Source organism: Streptomyces sp. NPDC005070 (assembly GCF_053600395.1).
The window spans coordinates 32,524-55,672 of record NZ_JBSFZS010000023.1 but is presented as its reverse complement, the minus strand read 5'-3'; the positions used below and the strand labels follow the sequence as shown (position 1 = coordinate 55,672).

General features: G+C 71.4%; 19 protein-coding genes and 3 pseudogenes. 10 read left to right on the top strand and 12 right to left on the bottom strand.

From position 1 onward, the window contains the following. Positions 1–83: 83 nt before the first annotated feature. Positions 84–1,028, bottom strand: coding sequence for a DsbA family oxidoreductase (locus ACWEBX_RS10950; protein WP_451884563.1), 945 nt, complete (start codon positions 1,026–1,028; stop codon positions 84–86). 65 nt (positions 1,029–1,093) lie between these two features. Then, positions 1,094–1,528 carry an RrF2 family transcriptional regulator gene (locus ACWEBX_RS10945; RefSeq protein ID WP_451884562.1) on the bottom strand — a complete coding sequence of 145 codons (435 nt, stop codon included), beginning with the start codon at positions 1,526–1,528 and terminating at the stop codon, positions 1,094–1,096. A gap of 139 nt (positions 1,529–1,667) precedes the next feature. On the opposite strand from ACWEBX_RS10945, the gene ACWEBX_RS10940 reads away from it, so the two are divergent. From ACWEBX_RS10940 to ACWEBX_RS10905, 8 genes and pseudogenes are all read left to right on the top strand, one after another. Next, positions 1,668–2,177 (top strand): cupin domain-containing protein, encoded by a 510-nt coding sequence (locus ACWEBX_RS10940; protein ID WP_451884561.1) that lies wholly within the window; start codon positions 1,668–1,670, stop codon positions 2,175–2,177. Positions 2,178–2,590: 413 nt separating this feature from the next. Then, positions 2,591–2,941 carry a beta/gamma crystallin domain-containing protein gene (locus tag ACWEBX_RS10935; protein ID WP_451884560.1) on the top strand — a complete coding sequence of 117 codons (351 nt, stop codon included), beginning with the start codon at positions 2,591–2,593 and terminating at the stop codon, positions 2,939–2,941. Positions 2,942–3,171: 230 nt separating this feature from the next. Further along, positions 3,172–3,559 (top strand): annotated as a pseudogene (locus tag ACWEBX_RS10930) (helix-turn-helix domain-containing protein); the annotation flags it as partial. Positions 3,560–3,662: 103 nt separating this feature from the next. After that, positions 3,663–3,743, top strand: a pseudogene (locus ACWEBX_RS10925) (phosphodiesterase); the annotation flags it as partial. Positions 3,744–3,763: 20 nt separating this feature from the next. After that, positions 3,764–3,951, top strand: a pseudogene (locus tag ACWEBX_RS10920) (hypothetical protein); the annotation flags it as partial. 96 nt (positions 3,952–4,047) lie between these two features. After that, on the top strand, positions 4,048–5,133 hold the full coding sequence (locus tag ACWEBX_RS10915; protein ID WP_451884590.1) for an enoyl-CoA hydratase/isomerase family protein: 1,086 nt from the start codon (positions 4,048–4,050) through the stop codon (positions 5,131–5,133). Between the two features lie 244 nt (positions 5,134–5,377). Further along, the gene (locus tag ACWEBX_RS10910) at positions 5,378–5,599 is read left to right on the top strand and encodes a CbtB domain-containing protein (RefSeq protein WP_355775546.1); all 222 of its coding nucleotides are present in this window, start codon (positions 5,378–5,380) and stop codon (positions 5,597–5,599) included. Positions 5,600–5,619: 20 nt separating this feature from the next. After that, positions 5,620–6,378 carry a CbtA family protein gene (locus ACWEBX_RS10905; protein ID WP_451884559.1) on the top strand — a complete coding sequence of 253 codons (759 nt, stop codon included), beginning with the start codon at positions 5,620–5,622 and terminating at the stop codon, positions 6,376–6,378. 158 nt (positions 6,379–6,536) lie between these two features. On the opposite strand, the gene ACWEBX_RS10900 is transcribed toward ACWEBX_RS10905, so the two are convergent. The 8 genes from ACWEBX_RS10900 to ACWEBX_RS10865 form a co-directional block, all read right to left on the bottom strand. Beyond that, a complete protein-coding gene (locus ACWEBX_RS10900; protein ID WP_451884558.1) occupies positions 6,537–7,388 on the bottom strand; it encodes a COG4705 family protein in 852 nt (283 codons plus the stop codon). A 503-nt stretch (positions 7,389–7,891) separates the two neighbouring features. Continuing rightward, a complete protein-coding gene (gene meaB / locus ACWEBX_RS10895) occupies positions 7,892–8,875 on the bottom strand; it encodes a methylmalonyl Co-A mutase-associated GTPase MeaB (protein ID WP_451884557.1) in 984 nt (327 codons plus the stop codon). Further along, the gene (gene scpA, locus ACWEBX_RS10890; RefSeq protein WP_451884556.1) at positions 8,872–11,046 is read right to left on the bottom strand and encodes a methylmalonyl-CoA mutase; all 2,175 of its coding nucleotides are present in this window, start codon (positions 11,044–11,046) and stop codon (positions 8,872–8,874) included. Before scpA ends, meaB begins: the two co-directional genes overlap by 4 nt. Further along, positions 11,046–12,857 carry a methylmalonyl-CoA mutase family protein gene (locus ACWEBX_RS10885; protein WP_451884555.1) on the bottom strand — a complete coding sequence of 604 codons (1,812 nt, stop codon included), beginning with the start codon at positions 12,855–12,857 and terminating at the stop codon, positions 11,046–11,048. Before ACWEBX_RS10885 ends, scpA begins: the two co-directional genes overlap by 1 nt. Before the next feature lie 125 nt (positions 12,858–12,982). Next, on the bottom strand, positions 12,983–14,044 hold the full coding sequence (locus ACWEBX_RS10880; protein WP_451884554.1) for an ABC transporter substrate-binding protein: 1,062 nt from the start codon (positions 14,042–14,044) through the stop codon (positions 12,983–12,985). Then, positions 14,044–15,945: an ABC transporter ATP-binding protein gene (locus ACWEBX_RS10875; protein WP_451884553.1), complete on the bottom strand. Its 1,902-nt coding sequence runs from the start codon at positions 15,943–15,945 to the stop codon at positions 14,044–14,046. The genes ACWEBX_RS10880 and ACWEBX_RS10875 overlap by 1 nt, the downstream gene beginning before the upstream one ends. Continuing rightward, positions 15,942–17,636: an ABC transporter ATP-binding protein gene (locus ACWEBX_RS10870; RefSeq protein ID WP_451884552.1), complete on the bottom strand. Its 1,695-nt coding sequence runs from the start codon at positions 17,634–17,636 to the stop codon at positions 15,942–15,944. Before ACWEBX_RS10870 ends, ACWEBX_RS10875 begins: the two co-directional genes overlap by 4 nt. A 168-nt stretch (positions 17,637–17,804) precedes the next feature. Continuing rightward, complete coding sequence (locus tag ACWEBX_RS10865; protein WP_451884551.1) at positions 17,805–19,151, bottom strand: lysine N(6)-hydroxylase/L-ornithine N(5)-oxygenase family protein; 1,347 nt, start codon at positions 19,149–19,151, stop codon at positions 17,805–17,807. Positions 19,152–19,236: 85 nt separating this feature from the next. Here ACWEBX_RS10865 and ACWEBX_RS10860 point away from each other — a divergent pair, with 85 nt between their 5' ends. Further along, positions 19,237–20,184 (top strand): methionyl-tRNA formyltransferase, encoded by a 948-nt coding sequence (locus tag ACWEBX_RS10860; protein WP_451884550.1) that lies wholly within the window; start codon positions 19,237–19,239, stop codon positions 20,182–20,184. After that, positions 20,181–21,044, top strand: coding sequence for an acetylglutamate kinase (argB, locus tag ACWEBX_RS10855; RefSeq protein WP_451884549.1), 864 nt, complete (start codon positions 20,181–20,183; stop codon positions 21,042–21,044). The genes ACWEBX_RS10860 and argB overlap by 4 nt, the downstream gene beginning before the upstream one ends. 154 nt (positions 21,045–21,198) lie before the next feature. Here argB and ACWEBX_RS10850 read toward each other — a convergent pair whose 3' ends face one another. Both ACWEBX_RS10850 and ACWEBX_RS10845 read right to left on the bottom strand, forming a co-directional pair. Next, positions 21,199–22,077, bottom strand: coding sequence for an ABC transporter ATP-binding protein (locus ACWEBX_RS10850; RefSeq protein WP_451884548.1), 879 nt, complete (start codon positions 22,075–22,077; stop codon positions 21,199–21,201). A gap of 4 nt (positions 22,078–22,081) precedes the next feature. Further along, a complete protein-coding gene (locus ACWEBX_RS10845; RefSeq protein WP_403645891.1) occupies positions 22,082–23,128 on the bottom strand; it encodes a FecCD family ABC transporter permease in 1,047 nt (348 codons plus the stop codon). Positions 23,129–23,149 lie beyond the last annotated feature (21 nt).

Sequence of the window (23,149 nt, the reverse complement as noted above, 5' to 3'; positions counted from 1 at the left end):
GGCCACCGGCCACAGATCACCGACCACAGATCACCGACCACCAGCCACCCGCCACCGATCACCGGCCATCAGCCGCAGGACCGTCAGGGCGTGGCAGGAGCGCCGGGGTCGCGGGCCGGGTGTACGGTGGCCTCGTCCGGGTGCAGCCAGAGGGGACCGTTGCCGGTCTCGACGCGCACGGCATCCCGGGGAGGCCACGGTCCGTCGCTCAGCACCGCCGCCTCCGGGCCGGTCAGACTCCGGTACCACGCGAGCGCGTCCGAGGGCGCCGGCCTCGCGGGCTCCGTCAGCAGCCCGGGGCTCAGCTCGTCGAACGCCGACGCGTACTCCTCGTACGGCCGCCAGCCGGGGACGACGCGCCGTCCCGCGGGAGCGCGCACCAGCAGCGTCGGCAGCGCGTAGCGGTACCCGCCCTCGGTGGTCTCCTTCGCGGCACCGGGATGCGGCGAGCCCCCGCGCACCGACAGCACCTCGGCGACCGGCCGGCGCGCCTCCGCCCGGTCGGCAAGTACCGCTTCCCGTACGGCCGCTGACGCGGCGTCGGCAGCCAGCCGCTCATGGTCGAGGCCGGGTACGCCCTGTACCGCGGACAACGCCCGCGCCGCCGTGTCCGCCGGTTCACCGAGCACGAACACGCTCTCCCGCAGCCGCCGCACCACCCGCTCGGCCACCTCGTCGCCCTGCCGCTCAGCGGCCTTGGCGGCCAGCGAGGACGGCCAGGAACTCGCCGCGACCCGGCTCAGCCGCCGCGCCCGCGGGGCCCCCGTATGGGCTGCGATGTCCTCGACGTACCGCGCGTACCAGGCGGTCTCCGCGGCCGGATCGGGCGGCGGGTCGTCGTCGTCCTCGAACAGGACGCAGTACGCGCGCCGCCAGCGGACCCGGCCGGCGAGCGCGGTACGGAGCCCGCGGAACACCGGCTCCGATCCCCAGGCCCAGGGACACAGCGGATCGGTGTACTCCACGACCTCCACCCTGTCCACGGCGTCCACCGCCGGAGCCGGATCCACCGCGTCGCGTGTTCTCACCGCGTCGCCCGTCCTCACCGTGTCCGGCGCCGGCCGGTCCGGGGCCGGCCGGTCCGGGGCGCGGGTCACGCGGCTCCCTTGTGGTCCATCCGCCCGGCTGTCCCGGCGGGCAGGAGCGTGGCCAGGGTCGTCCCGCCCAGCACCGCCGCGGCGTCCGCCTCGATACGGCGCCACACCCCGGGAAGCCCGGAAGCGGGGCCCGGATAGTCGAGCCCGGCCAGTGGCTCGCCCCGCAGGGTGATCAGCTCGCCGTCCACGGCGCGTACGACGTCCAGCAGGGTGATCTCGTCGGCGGGCCGGCCGAGCCAGTACCCGCCCTCGCAGCCGCGCTGGCTGCGCACGAGTCCGGCCCTGCGCAACTCGCCCACCACGGACTTGAGGAACCGGAACGGGACCTGCTGCGAGGACGCTATCGCCTCACAGGTGAGCGGGCGGGCCGGTTCGCGGGCGAGCTCCAGGAGCGCCCGCGTGGCGTAGTCCGCCTTCGCGGAGATATGCATGGGCCCATGATGCCCGACACGGTGTCCGCCGGGCGGGTCTCCACCGGTTCCCCACGTACATTGCGGGAACATTGCCGCAGGTGAAGCGCAATGGATACCTCTTGACATCCTTTTCCGGGCCGCTCTAGCGTCCCCCATCATGAGCGAGCCGTTGACGACCCCCGGCGAAGGTTTCCACCCCCATCTCCCGGACGCCGAAGGGCAGTCCGTACGCCCCCTGCGCAGCCGCCTGCACCACATCCGCGCCGGCGCCCTCGACGGCGACACGGCGCAGAGCGGAGGCATGCGCAGATTCGCCGCCGTCAGCGGCACCACCGTCGGCTCCGAGAAGCTGTGGATGGGCCAGACCCACGTCGCCCCCTCCACCGCCTCCTCGGACCACCACCACGGAGCCTCCGAGACCGCCATCTACGTGGTCAGCGGACACCCCGAGTTCGTCTTCCTCGACGACGCGGGGGAGACACCCGAGGAGGTACGGCTGCGCACCTCGCCCGGTGACTACATCTTCGTGCCGCCGTTCGTGCCGCACCGCGAGGAGAACCCGGACCCCGCCGAGGAGGCCGTCGTCGTCATCGCCCGCAGCACCCAGGAGGCGATCGTGGTCAACCTGCCGGGACTGTACGTGCTGCGGGACGGCGAAGAGGGCTGACCATCAAGGAGCACGAAGCCCGCCGGGGATGGACGCCGAGCTGAAGCTGCGGCGAAGTGAATGGCCAGTGAACCATCTGCAACTGTCCGGGCCAGGCTGGTGGCATGGCGCACCTCCGTGAAATGCGCCCGCCCGAGCGGGTGCCGGTCCGGACGGGCCGCCATTTGCGCTGCGATACGGGCTGCCAGGAGAACCTGAATCAACCCGGACTGGGACATTCAGGGATCACTTCAGGACATCCGGTGATTGATTTCGGTCCGGGGCAAAGGGCAGGGTTGCCGCGCGGGAGACTCCTGAGCGATCCTCGGTGGAGACGCGGGGCAAGTGACAGAATGGCCGCACGGTCAATTCCGGTTCACCTTTCCCCGTGACGTGACCGCACAATTCGGCATTAGCTCACTGGGGGAATTGCAATGTCACGGATCAAGAAGCTGGTGCGTTCCTCGGCCATGGTGATCGCCGCGGCCGCCGCTCTCACCGTCGCCGTACCGGTCGGCAGCGCCTACGCCATCGACGAGGTTCCCTGCCAAGGCAGGACGGACCTCCTGAAGGTCGAAGGGCACTCCTGGGGAGGGTCTCTCGAGATCTGCTACGCGAACGCCGGCAGGGATGAGTACCCGGGCGGCATCTGGGTGGACAAGATCACCACCGGCAACAATGACATAATCTACTACGACGTCAACGGGGCCACGGTGGAGATCAACCGGTGGACCATTTTTCAACCGCGAAACGCGGTGCACGTCAATGCAATTCAAATCCGGTGACGACTCCACGGGCCGTGTTCGCGTCATACGGAAACCTCGCGGATAGCGCCGGGATATGGTGGGACGATTCCTCTCCCGGACACCCCAACTCAACCTCGATCCACCGCCTGATGATCGGCCTGTCTACGGAGAAATAGGAAGAGGCACCCGCTCCTGGTTTCGGCTCGGCGGGGTGAATTTTCGCAAAGTACCTGTAGGGCCAGGAATGTTGGCTGGATTTCGTAGTGTGTGAACTGGCCGCGTATCTGGAACAGGGCCCGGCCGCGCACGGCCGGGTGGAGGACCAGGTGTGCACCGCCGCTCGGGTGGCCAAGCTGATCGGCAGGAAGTTCCACCTCTCTTGCAGCGTCTCGGGTGCCACGAGGCTGAAGCACCGGCTCGGCTTCAGCCCGCAGGTCCCGCGCGGTGGATCGCCGAACACGATGAGCAGGCCGTCACCGTAGGGAAGGAGACGACCTGAGCGGAGGTACAAGGGCCAGGGCGGCCTGCGGGGGCTACGTCTGTTTCGAGGACGCAGCCGGTTTCACCCGCCGGCCGCCCGAGGACGTACCTGGGGCCGACGCGACCGCACCCCGGTGGTGACGGTCGGCGGCCGACGCTCCGGGCGCCTGTCGTGGTCGTCGTGGCCTCAGCGCTTACAGGGCCGGCGGGTGCGCTGTGCAACCCAGCCGTGCGGAGGGAGGGATCCACGACGCGGCGGCGTCCGCACGGCGCTCCGGGGGTGTCGGGCCGCGACGAGGGACGCCTCGACGCCCAGACACTCGCCTGGATCGACACCACCCTCACCGCGCTGGTACCTGCGGGCTGTCTGAGCCCGCAGGCTCGGCAGGTGGATACGCCTTCGTTCCGCCGTTCGTGCCGCACCGCGCGGACAACCCGGATCCGACGTGAAGGCCGTCGTCATCGCCCGCTCCACGCAGGAGGCGAGCGCGGTGAGCATGCCCGGCCTGCGGATGCTGCGCGAGGCCGTTCGAGCACAGGTGGGTACGGTGGCGCGGAGGCCGTCGTGACCCGCGAGCCGGCCGGAGCGTGGAAGGAACCACCGAGAGCATGTGCGCCATCGTGACCCGCCGCCCGAGCGGGGTGTTCGGATGAACGGCACCCCGATGCCCGGAGCGGAGGAATCCGTCCTGCTGCGCACCGAGGGACGGGCCGCCCACATCACCCTCAACCGGCCCAGGGCGCTGAACGCCCTGAACCACGCGATGGTGCGCCGGATCGACCGGGCGCTCACGGCCTGGGAACACGACCCCGCCGTCGAGACCGTCGTCATCACCGGCGCCGGAGAACGCGGCCTGTGCGCGGGCGGCGACATCCGGGTCGTCCACGACGACGCGCGCGACGGGGACGGCACCGCCTCCGCCGCCTTCTGGCGCGACGAGTACCACCTCAACGCCCGCATCGCCCGCTACCCCAAGCCGTACGTGGCGGTCATGGACGGCATCGTCATGGGTGGCGGGGTCGGGATCTCCGCGCACGGCAGCGTCCGGATCGTCACCGAGCGCTCACGCGTCGCCATGCCCGAGACCGGCATCGGTTTCGTCCCCGACGTCGGCGGCACCCGTCTGCTCACCCTCGCCCCGGGCGAACTCGGCACCCATCTCGCCCTGACGGGTGCCTCGATCGGCGCCGGGGACGCGCTGCTGTGCGGCCTCGCCGACCACTGTCTGCCGTCCTCCTCGCTCCCGCGGTTCGTGTCCGACCTCGCCGAGAGGCCCGTGGCCGAGGCCCTGGCCGCTCACGCGCGGCCCGCCCCGCCGGCCGAGCTCACCGAGCGGCGCGATTGGATCGACGCCTGCTACGGCGCAAGCACGGTCGAGGAGATCATCCGGCGGCTGCTCGCGGCCGACGACCCGGCCGCCAAGGAGACGGCGGAGATCCTGCTCGGCCATTCGCCCACCGCCCTGAAGGTCACGCTGGCCGCCCTGCGCCGGGCCCGGCGGCTCGGATCGCTGGAGCAAGTCCTCGACCAGGAGTACCGCGTCTCCTGCGCCGCCCTGTCCGCACCCGACCTGGTGGAAGGCGTCCGGGCCCAGATCATCGACAAGGACCGCGAGCCGCGCTGGTCCCCGGCCACGCTCGCCGAGGTCACCGACGCCGACGTCGAGCGCTTCTTCACGCCCCTGGGCGAGCGCGAACTCGGGCTGTCCGACGGCGAGTCCGGCACCGGTACGGACGCGGGGCGGCACTGAGGACCGGCCCGTCACCTGGGACGAGAGGAAGATCACCCCGGTCGGTGCGGTCTTGGCCAGAATCGCGCCGCGCGGTACGGTCGGTCCGATATCGATGACGTCAAGACGGAAGCCGGCGGAAATCCGGCACGGTCGCGCCACTGTGAACGAGACGTCCAGCCACGCTGGGCCCCGTGAGTCAGACCCGTAGGCGTCATCCTGTGCACCACCGAGATGGGACGCGAACTCCCGAGGAGGTCCTGCCATGGCGCAGACCGTCGCTCCGCCGACAGCCACCACCCCCGCTCTCCCCGCCAAGCTGCCGATCGGTGCGATCGTCCCCTGGGCGGCCTTCTTCGGCATCCTGATGCTGGTCCTGCTGTACTTCGTCGGCGCCGAACAGGGCGCCACCTCCGTCGTCTCCGGCGAGGACGTCCACGAGTGGGTGCACGACGCCCGCCACCTGCTCGGCTTCCCCTGCCACTGACGCGAGGGAGAGCGCTCATCATGAACTCCGCAACGGTAAGAAACCTCCTCGTACGCGGCATGCTCGCCGGCCTCGCGGCCGGTGTACTGGCCCTGGTCGTCGCCTACTTGCTCGGTGAACCGAGCGTCGACAGTGCCATCGGCTTCGAGGAGGCCCACGCGCACGCGCACGGACACGAGGTCGAACTCGTCTCCCGCAGCCTCCAGTCCACCGCGGGCCTCGCCACCGGTGTCCTGGTCTACGGCGTCTCCTTCGGTGGAATCGCCGCGCTCGCCTACTGCTTCGCCCTCGGCCGCGTGGGCCGCTTCGGCCCGCGCGCGACCGCGCTCCTGCTGTCCGGGACCGCGCTCCTGGCCGTGTACGTCGTGCCGTTCCTGAAGTACCCGGCCAACCCGCCGTCGGTCGGCGACCCCGACACCATCGGCAAGCGGACCGCCCTGTACTTCCTGATGATGGTCCTCAGTGTGCTCCTCGCTGTTGCCGCCACCATCCTCGGCAAGCGCCTCGCGCCCAGCCTGGGCACCTGGTACGCCACCGTGGTCGCGGTGGCCGCCTTCGCCGTGGTGATCGGCCTGGCCTACGCGTTCCTGCCCGTCATCAACGAGGTGCCCCAGGACTTCCCGGCCACCCTGCTCTGGCGGTTCAGGCTCTCCGCCCTGGCCATCCAGACCGTCCTGTGGGCCGGATTCGGCCTGGTCTTCGGCGAGTTGGCCGAGCGTCTGTTGAACCCCCGGCCCGCGACCGCTCCTTCGGGTCGGTCGGTCCCGGCCGCGAACTGACCCCACTGGCACACGAGAGAGCCCCTCGGAAGCATCCGGGGGGCCTCTCGCGTACCCGGGGACACCCGGTGCCATGGGGCGACTGCGCGGTGACGGGTGGACCACCCGTCAGGAACGGCGGAAGTCGCCCGGGCTGCACTCAAGTTGCCGGGCCGGACTCACCGGCTGCCGGCTTCCAGCCGGACCGCTTGCGCCTCCGGGCCGGGCTCGGACGCTCGGCGCTCCTTGACGTGGGCGTAGGCCATGAGGCCGAACAAAACGATGAGCAGCACGGCCGACGAGCCCGCGGTACCGAGGTCGAGTCCCCCCTTGGCGATCGGCTTGGTGAGAAAGTCGCCGGCCGTGGCGCCGAGCGGGCGGGTGAGGACGAAGGCGATCCAGAACAGCAGGACGTTCGACACCGACGGAACCTTCATCAGCGCGACGAGCACCGCCAGCAGTCCCGTGACGAGCAGCGCCCCGCCCAGGTAGCCGAGGCCGGAGCTGTCGGAGAGGAAGTCGCCCATCGACGTGCCGAGCGTGTTGGAGACGAGGATCGCCGACCAGAACAGCGCCTCACCACGGAAGGTGACGATGTCCCGGATCTGGAACGTCATCCCGCTCAGTTTCCAGGCGAGGAAGATCGCGAGGAGGAGCGAGACCAGGATCGCGGCGCCCTCGGGGTAGCCGAGACCGAGGCCCTGAGGGCCCCAGCCGAGGGATGTGGCGCCGCCCGAGAGGTACTTGGCGCTGGCGTCGCGGTTCATGAAGTCGGACATCGTGGTGCCGGCCATGCTGGTGGACAGGATCACCGTCCAGTAGAAGAACGGGTTGTACCTGCGTGACCTGAGCTGGACGACCAGTGTCACCACGAAGAGCAGGAACAGCGCGATCGTGGTCACGAAGTAGCCGAGCTTGAGGGTCTGGGCGAAGAGGTCGCCCGCGGTCTCACCCAGGGTCGTCGCGGCGATCTTCATGACCCAGAACGCCAGAGTCACTTCCGGCAGCTTCTTCATCACGGGCGTCGTCATCGATTGATACTCCGGCGGTGTGGGGGGATATGCGGGATTTGATCTCTGTCGAACCTTGACAAGACCAACCTGAACGCGTCCTGAACATCCGCGGCATGAATATTGACGTACCGCGCCGCGGTACTTCCGCTCTGAGTCTCTGCATCGTCTCCACCTCGCGCAGCGGCGACCGCCGCTCCGGGCGCGACGCCCCCATGGGGGAGGGCGAAGGGCGAAGGAGCCGTGGGCGCACCGGATCACTTCCGGTTCCACGAGGTACGGCGGCGGGGCGCCCTGTGTTCATGACGTGCGGCCAGAGGCGCGCGGGGCGAGTGCCGATGGCGTGACCGACCGTCAACATGCCTATTGGGTGGTGACCGGCCGTCGACGTGCCTATGGGGGTGACCGGCCGTCGACGTGCCTATGGGGCCCGCCGTCAACGTGCCTATGGGGAGTGGCCCGCCGTCGATGTGCCCATGGGTGGTGGCCGGGCTCCGACCTGCCCCGCCACCACCCCGTTCGGCTCAGCGGCTTTCGCCGCCGAAGATCTCGAGAATGCGTTCCGCCGCCAGCGTGGCGGTCAACCCGCCCTCCCGAACTTGTCGTTCGAGGTCGGGGGCGACGGCCCGTACGGCCTGATCGGCGTGCAGGCGGCCGAGCAGCTCGTCCCGGACCATGGTCCAGGTCCAGTCCACCTGCTGGTCACGGCGCTTCTCGGCGAGACGGCCGGTCGAGTCGAGCAGCACCCGGTGCTGCTCCAGACGGTCCCAGACGGTGTCCAGGCCGGCCGCCTCGCGGGCGCTGCAACTCAGCACCGGCGGCGTCCAGGCGGCGTCCCTGCCGTGCATCAGCCGCAGCGCGCCCGCCAGTTCACGCGCGGCGGACTGCGCGTCACGCTCGTGCGGGCCGTCCGCCTTGTTGACGGCGATCACGTCGGCCAGCTCCAGGACACCCTTCTTGATGCCCTGCAACTGGTCGCCGGTACGGGCCAGCGTCAACAGCATGAAGGAGTCGACCATGTTCGCGACCGCCGTCTCGGACTGGCCGACGCCGACGGTCTCCACCAGCACCACGTCGTAGCCGGCCGCCTCCATCACCACGATCGACTCACGGGTCGCCTTCGCCACCCCGCCGAGCGTGCCGGCGGTGGGCGAGGGGCGGATGAACGCGGCCGGGTCCACGGCCAGGCGCTCCATACGGGTCTTGTCCCCGAGGATCGAGCCGCCCGTACGCGTGGACGACGGGTCGACGGCGAGGACCGCGACCCGGTGTCCGAGCGAGGTCAGCATCGTGCCGAACGCGTCGATGAACGTCGACTTGCCCACGCCCGGCACCCCGCTGACGCCGATCCGCCGGGCCTTCCCGCTGTACGGGAGGAGTTCGGTCAGCAACTCCTGCGCCAGCGCCCGGTGCTGGGGCCGGGTGGACTCGACGAGCGTGATGGCGCGGGCGACCAGCGCCCGCTTCCCGTCGAGCACACCCTTGACATAGGTGTCGAGTTGGATCACAGGTCGTGCCCGAGGTCGGCAGAGAGCCGCTGGACGAGGTCGTACGCCGCGTCCGGGATCACCGTCCCGGGCGGGAAGACCGCCGCGGCGCCCATCTCCAGCAGCGTCGGCACGTCCTGCGGCGGGATCACCCCGCCGACCACGATCATGATGTCCTCCCGGCCCTCCGCCGCCAGTTCCTCGCGCAGCGCCGGTACGAGGGTGAGGTGCCCGGCGGCCAGCGACGAGACGCCCACGATGTGCACGTCCGCCTCCACCGCCTGACGGGCGACCTCACCCGGCGTCTGGAACAGCGGGCCGACGTCGACGTCGAAACCCAGGTCGGCGAAGGCGGTCGCGATCACCTTCTGGCCGCGGTCGTGACCGTCCTGGCCCATCTTGGCGACCAGGATGCGCGGGCGCCGGCCCTCGGCCTCCTCGAACGCGTCCACCAGCGTCCGGGTGCGGTCCACGGAAGGCGACTCCCCTGCCTCGTTGCGGTACACCCCGGAGATCGTACGGATCTGGCCGGAGTGGCGCCCGTACACCTTCTCCAGGGCGTCGGAGATCTCACCGACGGTGGCCTTCGCGCGGGCCGCGCGTACCGCCAGCTCCAGCAGGTTGCCCTCCCCGGCCGCCGCCCGCGTCAGATCCTCGAGCGTGTCCTGGACCTCGCGGTCGTCGCGCTCGGCGCGCAGCCGGCGCAGCTTCTCGATCTGCTGCGCGCGGACGGAGGAGTTGTCGACCTTGAGGACGTCGATCTGCTCGTCGGACTCCACGCGGTACTTGTTGACGCCGATGACCGGCTGGCGGCCGGAGTCGATGCGGGCCTGTGTACGGGCCGCCGCCTCCTCGATCCGGAGCTTCGGGATGCCGGCGTCGATGGCCTGCGCCATGCCGCCCGCCGCCTCGACCTCCTCGATGTGCTGCCAGGCCCGGCGGGCGAGGTCGTACGTCAGCTTCTCCACGTACGCGCTGCCGCCCCACGGGTCGATGGCCCGGGTCGTCCCGGACTCCTGCTGGATCAGGAGCTGGGTGTTGCGGGCGATCCGCGCGGAGAAGTCGGTGGGCAGGGCGAGCGCCTCGTCCAGCGCGTTGGTGTGCAGCGACTGGGTGTGGCCCTGGGTGGCCGCCATGGCCTCCACGCACGTACGCGTCACGTTGTTGAACACGTCCTGCGCGGTCAGCGACCAGCCGGACGTCTGCGAATGGGTGCGCAGGGAAAGGGACTTGGCGTTCTTCGGGTCGAACTGCCGGACCATCTTGGCCCACAGCAGGCGCGCCGCCCGCATCTTGGCGATCTCCATGAAGAAGTTCATGCCGATCGCCCAGAAGAACGAGAGCCGGGGCGCGAACGCGTCCACGTCCAGGCCCGCCTCGCGGCCCGCCCGGATGTACTCCACACCGTCCGCGAGGGTGTACGCCAGCTCCAGGTCGGCCGTCGCGCCCGCCTCCTGGATGTGGTATCCGGAGATGGAGATGGAGTTGTAGCGCGGCATCCGCTGCGAGGTGTACGCGAAGATGTCGGAGATGATCCGCATCGACGGCTTCGGCGGATAGATGTAGGTGTTGCGGACCATGAACTCCTTCAGAATGTCGTTCTGAATGGTTCCGGCCAGCTTCTCGGGCGGTACGCCCTGCTCCTCCGCCGCCACGATGTAGAGCGCCAGCACCGGCAGCACGGCGCCGTTCATCGTCATCGACACGGTCATCTTGTCCAGCGGGATGCCGTCGAAGAGCTGCCGCATGTCGTAGATGGAGTCGATGGCCACACCCGCCATGCCGACATCGCCCGTCACCCGGGGGTGGTCGCTGTCGTAACCGCGGTGCGTGGGCAGGTCGAAGGCGATCGACAGGCCCTTCTGGCCCGCGGCGAGGTTGCGGCGGTAGAAGGCGTTGGACTCCTCGGCCGTGGAGAAGCCCGCGTACTGGCGGATCGTCCACGGCTGGTTGACGTACATCGTCGGGTAGGGGCCGCGCAGATACGGTGCCATGCCCGGGTACGTGTCCAGGAAGTCGAGGCCCTCCACGTCACGGCCGGTGTACAGCGGCTTGACCGCGATGCCCTCCGGGGTCTCCCAGAACGCGTCACCGGCGCCCGTGGCCTTGTCGGCGGCGGCCTTCCACTCGTCGGCGCCGCCTTCGGCGGTGGGCGTCCCCAGGTCGATCCCGGAGAAGTCGGGGATTCCCATCAGGAGGACACTCCCATGCGGTCGAGGGTGGCGGAGAGGACGGCGACGGCGTCGCAGCCCGCGAAGACATAGGAGTCGACACCGGCGTGGTCCGCGGGGCGGCCGGCCAGGAAGACGTGCCGGGCCCCGGTCGCGGCGAGGGCTTCGGCCGTGCTCGCGGCCCGCTCCTCGTAGAGCGCGTCACTGGAGCACAGGACGGCCTCGGTGGCCCCGCTGTCCTCGAACGAGCCGTCCGTGACGGGCTCGATGCCGCCGGCCTGGAACAGGTTGGCGACGAAGGTGCTCCGCGCGGTGTGCGCGGCGGCCGGGCCGATCGTGGCGAGATAGATCCGGGGGCGGGCCCCGGTGGCGGCGAGATGCGCGTCGGAGCGGGCCCGCAGCGCCTCGTAGGCCTCGTCACGCCGCACCCGCGGCAGACCCCCGGAGGGTGCCTCGGGAGCGGGCTCGCGCTCCACCGGGCGCTCCGCCAGGTGCGGGAACTCGCTGACACCGGTGATCGGTTCGCGCCGCTTGGCGAGCTTCACCGAGCGGGCCGCCCAGGTCTCCGCCAGGTCGCGCGCCAGCCGGCCCGAGCGCAGGACCGCGGCCTGGCCGCCGTCCCGCTCGATCCCCTGGAAGAACTCCCAGCCCGCGTGGGCGAGTTCGTCGGTCAGCTTCTCCACGTACCAGGAGCCGCCCGCCGGGTCGATCACCCGGGACAGGTGCGACTCCTCGATGAGGATCGTCGAGGTGTTGCGGCTGATGCGCCGTGCGAACGCGTCCGGCAGACCGAGAGCGTGATCGAAGGGCAGGACGGTGACGGACTCGGCGCCGCCCACGCCGGCCGCGAGCGTCGCGATGGTCGCGCGCAGCATGTTCACCCACGGGTCGCGGCGCGACATCATCACCGGCGAGGTCACGGCGTGCTGCGTCTGCGCACCCGCGCCCGGCGCCCCGCACACCTCGGCGACCCGCGCCCACAGCCTGCGCGCCGCCCGCAGCTTGGCGATCGTCAGAAACTGGTCGGCGGTCGCCGCGAACCGGAACTCCAGTTGCGCACAGGCCTGTTCGACGGACAGGCCCGCCTCGGTCAGCTCGCGCAGATAGGCGACGCCGGTCGCCAGCGAGGCGCCCAGCTCCTGAGCGGCCGAGCCGCCCGCCTCGTGGTACGGGAGCGCGTCGACGGTCAGTGCCCGCAGTCCGGGGTACGCGTCGGCGCACCGCAGGGCGAGCGGGACGACCGGGGCGAAGTCCATCGCCGTGCCCGTACGGGCCTCGTGGCCGAGCGGGTCCGCGCCGAGGTTGCCGCGCGCGGCACCCGGTGCGACGCCTCGTGCCGCGTACAGCCGCAGCAACTCCTGGGCCGCCGCCTCGACGTCACGACCCGCGTCGAGGACGACGGGCGCCAGATCGAGGTAGACGCCGTCCAGGACCGCTTCGAGCGAGGAGACCGGAACGCCGCCCTCGCCGACCGTGAGCCACAGCGAGGTGACGCCGTTCTCCAGGTCGCCGAGCACCAGGGCGTTGTCCGCCGCCGTGTGCCGCTGCCGTACGTCCCAGCCGCCGACGGTGTTGCCCTCGGGCCTGCCGCCCCGGACGAAGGGGGCGAAGCCGGGGAAACCGGCGTCGGCGGCCGCGTCGCGTGCGGTGTACAGGGGCCTGGTGGCGAGACCGTCCTCGAGCGAGGTGGACAGCGCGTCCTCGGCGGCCGCGCCCGAGACCTCCTTGCCCGATTTGCGCAGCACACCTTCTACCAGGAGCTGCCACTGGTCATGGGTCGCGGAAGGGAACTCGGCGGCCAGCGCGAGCCCGTCGTTGGGCAGGACTGTCATGCTCGGATGCTAGGTCAGAGCACTAGGGCGACAGCAGAGGCCCAGGCTGTGACCTTGACCTCTTGCTGTCGGTGATCCAGATCTCAGCCGTCCGGCGGGCATGCGCGGCCCGCCGGAAACGGTCGTCAGGCCGCCGGCGCGGGCACCTTCGTCGCGGGGTCGCCGTCGACGGCCGCGGCGAGCTGCGGCACCAGACGGTCGAGCATGTACGGCAGGCTCAGCACGCTGACGAAGGACACCGCGTTGCCGTAGTCGCTGGTCTCCTTGATGTAGACCTCGCGGTTCTGGCGCGCGACCTTCAGGTCGGCGTAGAGGGCGTCCTGGTGCAGCTTGGCCTCGTCCTTGGCGGTGTCCGACACGATCCACACGATGGCGTCGGTGTCCAGGAGATCGGTGCGCTCCTTGCTGATGTTGGCGCCGAACTCGTCACCGATGACCTTGTCCAGATCGGCCGGAAGGGTGAAGCCGAGGCCGGTGAGCAGACGGGAACGGGGGTCCTGGCTGCCGAAGACGAAGATGCCCTCGTACGGGGTGGCCATGACGGCACTGGACTTGGCGAACGCGGGGTTCTTCGCGGCGGCGGCCTTGATGTCGGCCTCGACGCCGGAGACCAGTGACCTGGCCTTCGACTCCTGGCCGAGCGCCTTTCCGATGATCTCGGTCTGCTTCTGCCACGGCACGCCGAAGTCGTTGTACTCCTTCGGCTGGGCCACCACGGGGGCGAACTTGGACAGGGTCGTGTACTGCGCCTTGGTGAGGCCGCCGTAGACGGCGAGGATCAGGTCGGGGCGCAGTGCCGCGATCTTCTCCGTCTGCGGGCCGGTGCCGGTGTCCTTCAGGACGGTCGGGGTCGTGGCTCCGGCCGCCTTGCCGGCGGCCCAGGGGCCGATGGCTCCCTTGTAGCCGCCGAGCCATTCGGTGGTACCGACGGGCACCTTGCCGAGGGCGAGCACGGCATCCTGGTCGGTGAGGCCCACCGTGACGATCCGCTCGGGCTCGGACGTGATGGTCGTGTCGCCGTACTTGTGCGCGATGGTGACGGGCCATGCCTTGCCCGAGGCCGCGGGTTTCGCGGAGCCGGCGTCGTCGGTGCTTCCCGAGGAGCCGCAGGCCGCGACGGTGCTGAGGAGCATGAGGACGGAGGCGAGGGCCGCGGCGAGCCGTGTGCCTCTCAAAGAGCCGGGCATCAGTGGTCCTTCGGGGTCGGAGCGGTGTTGGTGTGCGGGGGGTGGTCGGCGTGCGCACGCGTGCCGGACCAGGCCTGCCAGAGGGAGGCGTAGGTCCCGTCCGCCGCGCACAGTTCGTCGTGGCGGCCGCTCTCCACGATCCGGCCGTCCTCCATGACGACGATCCGGTCCGCGGCGGCGGCCTGGGTGAGGCGGTGGGCGACGACGAGGGCCGTGCGCCCCTCGATCGCCCGGGCCGCGGCCCGCTCCAGCAGCCGGGCGCCGGTACTGCCGGCCTCGGCCGTCGCCTCGTCGAGGACGGCCACCGGCGGATCGGCCAGCACCAGGCGGGCCAGGGCGAGTTGCTGGACCTGGGCGGGGGTGAGCCGGTGGCCGCCCTCGCCCACGACGGTGGCGAGTCCGTCGGGCAGGGCCTCGACCCAGTCGAGCGCGTCGACGGTGGCGAGCGCGGCGCGCAGTTCGTCGTCGCCGGCCGTGTCCCGGGCCAGCCGCAGGTCCGCGGCGAGCGGCCCGGCGAAGACGTGCGTCTCCTGGGTGACCAGGGCGACGGACAGCCCGCCCGGCGCCCTCGTACCGGGCAGGTGGACGGAGCCGACGGCCGGCCGGTGGACACCGGCGATGAGCTTGGCCAGGGTGGTCTTGCCCGCGCCGCTCGGGCCGACCAGGGCCACCCGCTCCCCGGGCCGCAGCGTGAGGTGCACGTCCCACAGCACCGGCCGGCCGGGCTCGTAGGCGTGGTGGACACCGACCACGGCGACCGCGCGCGACGGTTCGGTGTCCGGGGTGGACGGTTCGCTGCCGGTGTTCCTGTCGGCGGAACCGGTGTCAGGGTCGGTGGGGTCGGTGGCGGAGTCGGCGGCGACCGGTGCCGTTCCGGTGGCGGGGCCGTCCGTGACGCCGACCAGCCGGTTGAGCGCCGCCGTGGCCGTCTGGGCGTCGTCGAGCAGGACGAGGGCCGAGTTGACCGGCGAGAAGAGGCTGTGGAAGTAGAGGGCGGCGGCGGTGGCCGTGCCGATGGTCACCGATCCGGCACGCACCAGGAAGAACCCGGTGACCAGCACGGCGGCGAGGCCCGTGTACTCGGCGACGTGCAGCCGGTTGTAGAACCGCAGCACCAGCTCGACCCCGCGCATCGTCATCCCCACGGCCGCCGAGGAGCGTTCGGTGACGTGCGCGGTGTGCTGCTCCTCCAGGCGGTACGCCCGTACGGTGCCGGCACCCGCGATGGTGTCCAGCAACTGCTGCTGCTGGGCCCCGGTGGCGATCCGCTCGCGGGCGTACAGGGGTACGGCGTTGCGGACGTACCAGCGCGCGGTGTGCGCCTGCACGGGGACGGCGATCAGGGCGGCGAGCAGGAAGCGCCAGTCCAGCGCGGCCAGCGCGACGAGCGTGAGCACGATGGCGAGGACCGAGCGGACCAGCTCGGGCAGGGCCGAACGGACGGCCTCGCCGACCCGTGCGACATCCCGGGTGACGCGAGCGCTGAGGTCCCCGGTGCCCGCCTTCTCGACCTGTTCCAGCGGCAGTCGCAGCGCCCGGTCCACGAACAGCTCGCGCAGCCGCGCGAGGACGCTCTCGCCGAGCTGCGACACCAGGGACAGCCCGAGCGCCGTCGCGCCGCCCTGCACCAGCGCCACCACGACCAGCAGGACGGCGGGCAGCGTGAGATCGCCGGGCGGCTGGTGGTCGGCGACGAGGTCCACCATGTGCCCCAGCAGCGGCTGGACGAGGAGTCCCACGGCAGTGGCGGCGACCATTGTGGCGAAGCAGGCGAGGGCCGTACGGCGGTGGGGGCGGACCAGTTCGCGCAGGGCGGCCCGCGTCCGCGCAGGGGTCGCCGTGGGCAGGAGTTCGCGAGCGGTCGTGCTCTCGCCGGCCAGGGTCGCCGGGTCCGCGCTCATGCCAGCACCGCCGAACGGTAGATCTCGTGGCGCCGCACCAGGTCGGCGTGCGGGGCCGTGTCCGTGACCCGGCCGTCGTGGATGAGCAGCACCCGGTCGGTGACCGAGAGCAGCGCGGGGCTGGTGGTCACGAGCAACGTGGTGCGGCCCTTGCGGAGTTCACGGATGCCCGAGGCGATGCGGGCCTCGGTGACCGTGTCGACCGCCGTGGTCGGTTCGTGGACCACGAGGACGGGCCGGTCGGCCGCCAACGCGCGGGCCAGGGCGACCCGTTGGCGCTGCCCGCCGGACAGGGACCGGCCCCGTTCGCTGACCGCCGTGTGCTCGCCGTCGGGCAGGGTCTCGGACACCTGGGTCACCCCGGCCGCCGTCATCGCCGCCTCGGGAGTGCTCGTCCCGGGAGCGGCGGCCGTGACGTTGCCGCGGATCGTGCCTTCGAAGAGGTCCGCGTCGTGCTCGGCCACGAGGATCGCCGTACGGATCTCGGCCGGGTCCAGGTCGCGCAGGGGCACCCCGTCCAGCTCGACCGATCCCGCGTCGGGGTCGCTGCGCCGGCTCAGGCAGCGCAGCAGGTCGGCGGCGTGCGCCGGGTCGGTCGTCACCACGCCGACCAGTTCGCCGGGGGCGACGTCGAGGTCGACGTCGTGCAGTCCGCCGTGGCGGAGACCGGCCAGCCGTACGGCGCCCCGTACCGGCTGGGGCAGGGGGCTGCCGCCCGCGGTGACGGCGGGCGCGGTGGCGAGAACCTCCGCGATCCGGGTGGCCGAGGCCCGGCCCTGGGCGAGTTCGGCGTTGACCCAGGCGAGCACCTCCAGTGGGCCGACGAGGAAGAGGGCGAGCCCGACCGCCGACACCAACTGGCCCAGGCTGATGCTTCCTTGGGCGGCCAGCCGGCCGCCGACCAGGGCGACCGCGGCGATCAGACAGCCGGTCAGTGCGAGCACCATGCCGCTCTGGAAGGCCTGCGCCCGGGCCGCGCGCAGGGTGGCGCGCAGCGAGTCGCGGCTGGTGGCGCGGTAGCGCTCGATGGCGGCCGGCTCGCCCCCGATGCCCTTGAGGATCCGCAGTCCGGTGACCAGGTCCGCGGCGATGGCCGAGGCGTGCGCCGCCCGGTCCTGCTCGGCCTCGCTGCGTGATTCCAGCGGCTTGCTCAGCAGGTGCCCGAGCCACAGCAGGACCGGGGTGCCCAGCAGGACGACCAGTCCCAGGGCGACCGAGGTGCTCAGCAGGACGACCGCGCAGGTGGCGATGCCGACGAGCGAGGAGAAGCCCAGCGTCAGCGCCAGGTTGACCGCGCCGACGCGTTTGGCGTCCTCGGTCGCGATGCTGGCCAGAGCGCCGGGCAGCCTGCCCTCCTCGGTCCCGCCCCCTGGGCTCAGGACCCGCCGTAGGAGGGTGACCCGCAGGGTGTGTTCGGCCCGGACCGCCGCCAGTTCACCGGACCGGGCGCCGATCCGGAAGCTGAGGGCCAGTCCGGCGTAGACGGCTGCGAGGACCGCGAGCCACAGCACGAGCGCGCCGGAGTCGGATCCCGTGACGGCGCGGTCTATGACGACGCCGATGAGGGTGGGGACGAGGGCCTCGCCGATCTGGTGCCCGGACGCGAGGAGCGTGCCGAGCGCCACGCGTGCGCGTTGTCCCTCGACCGAGCCTCTCAGGACGCTGCGCCCCGACGGATGTGCGGCACTCATCCATACCCCTCCGGGAAGGACGGACGACGGAAACTTAGGTGAGGCTACCTTAAGTTGTGGCGAGATATGCCGTGGAGGCGCGGATGGCTTCTCGGTGGTGCCGGACAGGTCGGCGTACCGTGGTGCGTCGGCCTGTCCGGAGTCAACTGTCTTACCGCGCAGCCGAGTTCAGGCTGAGCAGTCGGTCGCCGGGACCGTCTCGGCCGAGCGGTGGGTGAGCAGGGAATCGAGGATCTCCCCGGAGCGGACGGCGGTCGTGGACAGCAGGGTCGAGGTGAGGCCGTGCGTGTGCTCGGTCGCGCCCTGCACGTAGATGCCCGCCGTCACCTCGGGCGAGAAGTCCACCCGGTGGTCGCGCCCGACGAGCAGCGAGTCCTTGTCGTCGCGCAGACAAAGTTTCCCGGCGCGGCCCAGCAACGTGTCCAGGTCCCGGGGGCGGTAGCCGGTCGCGTGGACGAGCAGATCGCAGGAGATGGTCTCCCGTTCGCCGGTGGGGAGGTATTCCACCGTGACGTCGAGCAGGTCGTCCTCGGCCCGCACGTCACGGATGCGCGAGACGTTGCGCAGGCGCAGACGCTCCTTGCCCAGCACCTTCTCGCGGTACATGGTGGCGTACAGCGACTCGATGAGGTCCATGTCGACCACGGAGTAGTTGGTGCCGCGGTGGTAGTCCACCAGGGACTGCTTCACCTCGGGCGCGGACCGGAAGTACACGTCCACCGCCTCGGGGTCGAAGATCCGGTTGGCGAAGGGGCTGTCGTCGGCCGGTGTGTAGCCGTACTTCGCGAAGACCGCGCAGATCTCCGCCGCGGGGAACGACCGGTGCAGGTAGTCGACCGCCTCGGCCCCGCTCTGGCCCGCGCCGAGGACGAGGATCCGCTCGACGGGAGCGCCTGAGCCGGCCAACTCGGTGACCCGGGGGACCAGTTCACTGTTGTGCCAGACGCGGTCGGAGAGCGTCGTGTCCGGCGGCAGATGCGGTTCCAGGCCGACCGCCACCGACAGGTTGCGGGCTCGCCGGGTGACGGTGCGCTCCGGGGCGCCGGGCACCCGGCTGGTCACGTCGAACCAGCGGACCTCGCCGTCCTCGGAGGTCACCGGTTCGACGGCGACGACTTCGGAGTCGTAGCGGACGAGATGCGCGAGCCGGGCCGCGGCCCAGACGAAGTATTCGTGGAACTCGATCCGCAGCGGGAAGAGCGTCTTCGCGTTGAGGAAGTCGACCAGCCTGCCCCGCTCCCGCAGGAAGCACAGGAAGGTGAAGTCGCTGGTGGGGTTGCGCATCGTGGCCAGGTCCTTGAGGAAGGAGACCTGCATCGTGGCGTCGTCGATCAGCATGCCGCGGTGCCAGCCGAAGGAGGGCTGACGCTCCAGAAACTCCGCGCGGATCCGGTCCTCGGCCGATGCCTGGGCGTTGTGTTCCTCGATGGCGATGGCCAGTGCGAGATTTGACGGGCCGAAACCGATCCCGAGTACGTCGTGTATGGCGTCCGGTTCGTCGTGCAGTGCGTTCACCGCAACTTCCCTTCCCTTGGGCGCCCCTGATGGTAAATAAGGTTAGCCTTACCTTGCAATGGTGGTCTCCAAGAGAGGATCGACTATGCGGGTCGTCATGTTCGGCTACCAGACCTGGGGGCATCGCACGCTCCAGGCCCTGCTGGAGTCCGGCCACCAGGTGGTGCTGGCGGTCACCCATCCCAAGAGCGAGCACGCCTACGAAAAGATCTGGGACGACTCCGTGGCCGACCTCGCCGACAAGCACGGCATCCCGGTGCTGCTGCGCAACCGGCCCGACGACCCCGAACTCCTCGCCGCGCTGCGGGACGCGGCGCCGGACATCATCGTCGCCAACAACTGGCGCACCGTGCTTCCTCCGGAGGTCTTCGATCTCCCCCCGCACGGCACGCTCAACATCCACGATTCGCTGCTGCCGGCCTACGCCGGCTTCTCGCCCCTCATCTGGGCGCTGATCAACGGCGAGCGCGAGGTCGGTGTCACGGCGCACCGCATGAACGCCGAACTGGACGCCGGGGACATCCTGTTGCAGCGCGCGGTCCCGGTCGGCGCGACCGACACGGTCACCGACCTCTTCCACCGCACCGTGGACCTGATCACGCCGGTCGTGACCGAATCCCTCGGCCTGATCGCCTCCGGGCGGGCCCGCTGGATACCCCAGGACCGCGGCAGGGCGAGCTTCTTCCACAAGCGCTCCGCCGAGGACAGCCGTATCGACTGGACCTGGCCGGCCGAGGACCTGGAGCGCCTGGTGCGCGCCCAGTCGGACCCGTACCCGAACGCCTTCACCCACCATCGCGGCGAGCGGATCCGTGTCGTCGACGCCGCCGTGTCCCGCGGACGCTACGGCGGCACGCCGGGCCGGATCTTCATCCGCGAGGACGACGGCATCGTCGTCGTGGCCGGAGCGCAGGCCAGGAACGGCCGGCTGCCCGGGCTGCTGGTCCGGCGGGTGCGCACCGAGGACGGAGCCGAGCACGCGGCCACCGACTACTTCCGGACCATGGGCGGCTACCTCACGGCCCGTCCGTGAGCACTCCGCTCGGCCTGGCCGACCCGCTCCCGCCCGTCGAGCGGCTGCGCGGCCGCACGGTCGTCGTCAAGTACGGCGGCCACGCGATGGCGGACGCGCCGCGGCGGCGGGCCTTCGCCCAGGACGTCCTCGCCCTGCGGCGGGGCGGGGTCAGGGTGGTCGTGGTGCACGGCGGCGGCCCGCAGATCGGCGCCCACCTGGAGCGGCTGGGCATCGAGTCCGCCTTCCTGGGCGGGCTCCGGGTCACCACACCCGAGACCATGGACGTGGTGCGGATGGTGCTCTCCGGGCAGGTCCAGAAGGAGCTGGTCGGACTGCTCAACGAGCGGGGCGCGTACGCCGTCGGGCTCAGCGGCGAGGACGCGCGCACGCTCACGGCCGTGAAACGGTACGCCGAAGTGGGCGGCGAGCGCGTGGACATCGGACTGGTCGGAGACGTGGTCCGGGTCAACACCGCTGTCCTGACCCTGCTGTTGAGGCACCGTCATATTCCCGTCGTGTCCTCCGTGGGCCGCGGCGAGGACGGCCAGGTCTACAACGTCAACGCGGACACCGCGGCCGGGGCGGTGGCAGCCGCGCTCGGAGCGCACGCGTTGGTCGTCCTGACCGATGTGCCGGGCCTGTACGCGAACTGGCCGGACAGCGGCCAAGTCGTCGACCGTGTCACCGTCGCCGAGCTTGAGTCGCTGCTGCCCCGGCTCGACGGCGGCATGGCGCCCAAGATGGAGGCATGCTTACGGGCGGTCCGGGTGGGGGTGGCCACGGCCCGGGTCCTCGACGGCCGTGCGCCGCACGCACTCCTCCACGGGCTCGCCGGGGGCCGCGGCACCACGATCGTGCCGGACGCCGGGCGGCGGTAGTCCCGAAGTCCCTCACCCCCGGCCGGCCATCGCCCCTTCACCCAGCCGGCGATCACCGGTTCACCCGGCCGCACGGGCCTGTCCCGCGAGGCCGGCAGGGACCCGGCGGGGGGTCCGGACCCGGAGCCGGGCCCGGACAGCTCCCGGGGACCGCTCAGTCGGCCCGTGCCGCGGTCTCCAGGGCGGGCGCGCCGTGGTGCCGTCCCATCGGAATGACCAGCGGGGTGTCGCTCACCGGGTCCGTGGTGATCGCGCAGTTCAGATCGAAGACGTCCTCGACGGTCGTGACGGTGATGACCTCGGCCGGGGGGCCTTCGGCCACGATCCGCCCGGCCTTCATGGCGACGACGTGATCGGCGTACCGGCACGCCTGGTTGAGGTCGTGCAGCACCATCACGACGGTCCGGTGCTCCCGCCGGTTGAGGTCGGTGATCAGGTCCAGCACGTCGATCTGGTGCGCCAGGTCCAGATAGGTCGTCGGTTCGTCGAGGAGCAGGACCTCGGTGCCCTGGGCGACCGCCATGGCGATCCAGGCCCGCTGGCGCTGTCCGCCGGACAGTTCGTCGACGGGCCGGTCCGCGAGGTCTGTCATACCGGTGGCGGCCAACGCCGCCCGCACGGCCTGCTCGTCCGCCCTCGACCACTGCCGCCACCAGGTCTGATGCGGCGAGCGGCCGCGGTTGACCAGGTCGACGACGGTCAGCCCCTCCGGTGCGACGGGACTCTGCGGCAGGATGCCGAGCCGTTGCGCGAGCTCCCGTGACGGCATGGAGTGCAGCGCCCTGCCGTCCAGTTGGACGGTGCCGCTACGAGGTGTCATCAGCCGGGCGAGGGCGCGCAGCAGCGTGGACTTGCCGCACGCGTTGGCGCCGACGATCGCGGTGATCCGGCCCGGCGGCACGACGAGGTCCAGGCCGTCCACCACCGTCCGGCTGTCGTAGGCCAGGTGCAGACCGGTGGCCCGCAGGTCCGGGCCCGCTCCCGGCACGCGGTCGGCCGGTGGGACGTCCGCCGACTGGGGATTCGCCGACATGGGATCAACCTCCTGAACCCGCGCGGTTGGCGCGGACGAGCAGCCAGAGCAGGATCGGCGCGCCGAGGACGCCGGTGACGATGCCGACCGGGAGTTCCGTGCCGGAGACGAGGGTGCGGGCGATGAGGTCGCTGCCCAGGACCACCAGGGCTCCGGTGAGCCCGGAGGCGACGGTCGGGGGCCAGGCGGTACGGGCCAGACGCTGGGCGATCTGCGGCGCGGCCAGCGCGACGAAGGCGACGGGGCCGGCGGCGGCGGTGGCGAAGGCGATGAGGCCGACCCCGGTGAGCAGGATGGACAGCCGGACGAGCTGCACGCGCGTGCCGAGGCCGGTGGCGACCTCGTCCCCGAGCTGGAGGGTACGCAGCAGCCGTCCGAGCAGCAGAGCCGCCGGCAGCAGCACGGCCAGTGCGACGGCCAGCGGCCGGGTCTCCTCCCAGGTGCGGCCGTTGAGGTTGCCCACCAGCCAGCCGAGGGCGGCCTGCGCCTCGAAGCGCCCGCCCTTGGCCATCAGGTAGTCGGTGGCGCTCGCGCACATCCAGGAGACGCCGATGCCGACCAGGATGATCCGGTACCCGGTGGTGCCGCGCCGCCAGGCGAGGAGATACACGAGGAAGGCGGTGGCCAGCGCGCCGAGCAGACCGAGCGACTGGGTTCCGAGGCCCGCGTCCCAGCCGAGCACGAGGCCGGCGACGACGGCGGTACCGGCGCCCTGCGTGAGGCCGATCATGTCCGGGCTGGCCAGGGGATTGCGGGTCATCGTCTGGAACAGCGCGCCCGAGACGCCGAACGCCGTTCCGGCGAGGAGCCCGACCAGCGCGCGCGGCAGCCGGAGGTCCTGGACGACCAGCACGGTGCCGGGGTCCCCGGAGGAGCCCAGGGCGCGTACGACGTCCGCGAAGCCGATCGGATAGTCGCCGATGGTCAGGCCCCAGCAGAACAGCAGGAAGGTGCCGACGCCCAGCACCGAGCACAGCGCGACGAGCCGGGGCCGCAGGATTCCGGAGACGGGCGGCACGGCGAGACGGTAGGCGCGGAAGGAGGACGACAGCGGCGGCCGGCCCGAACCGGC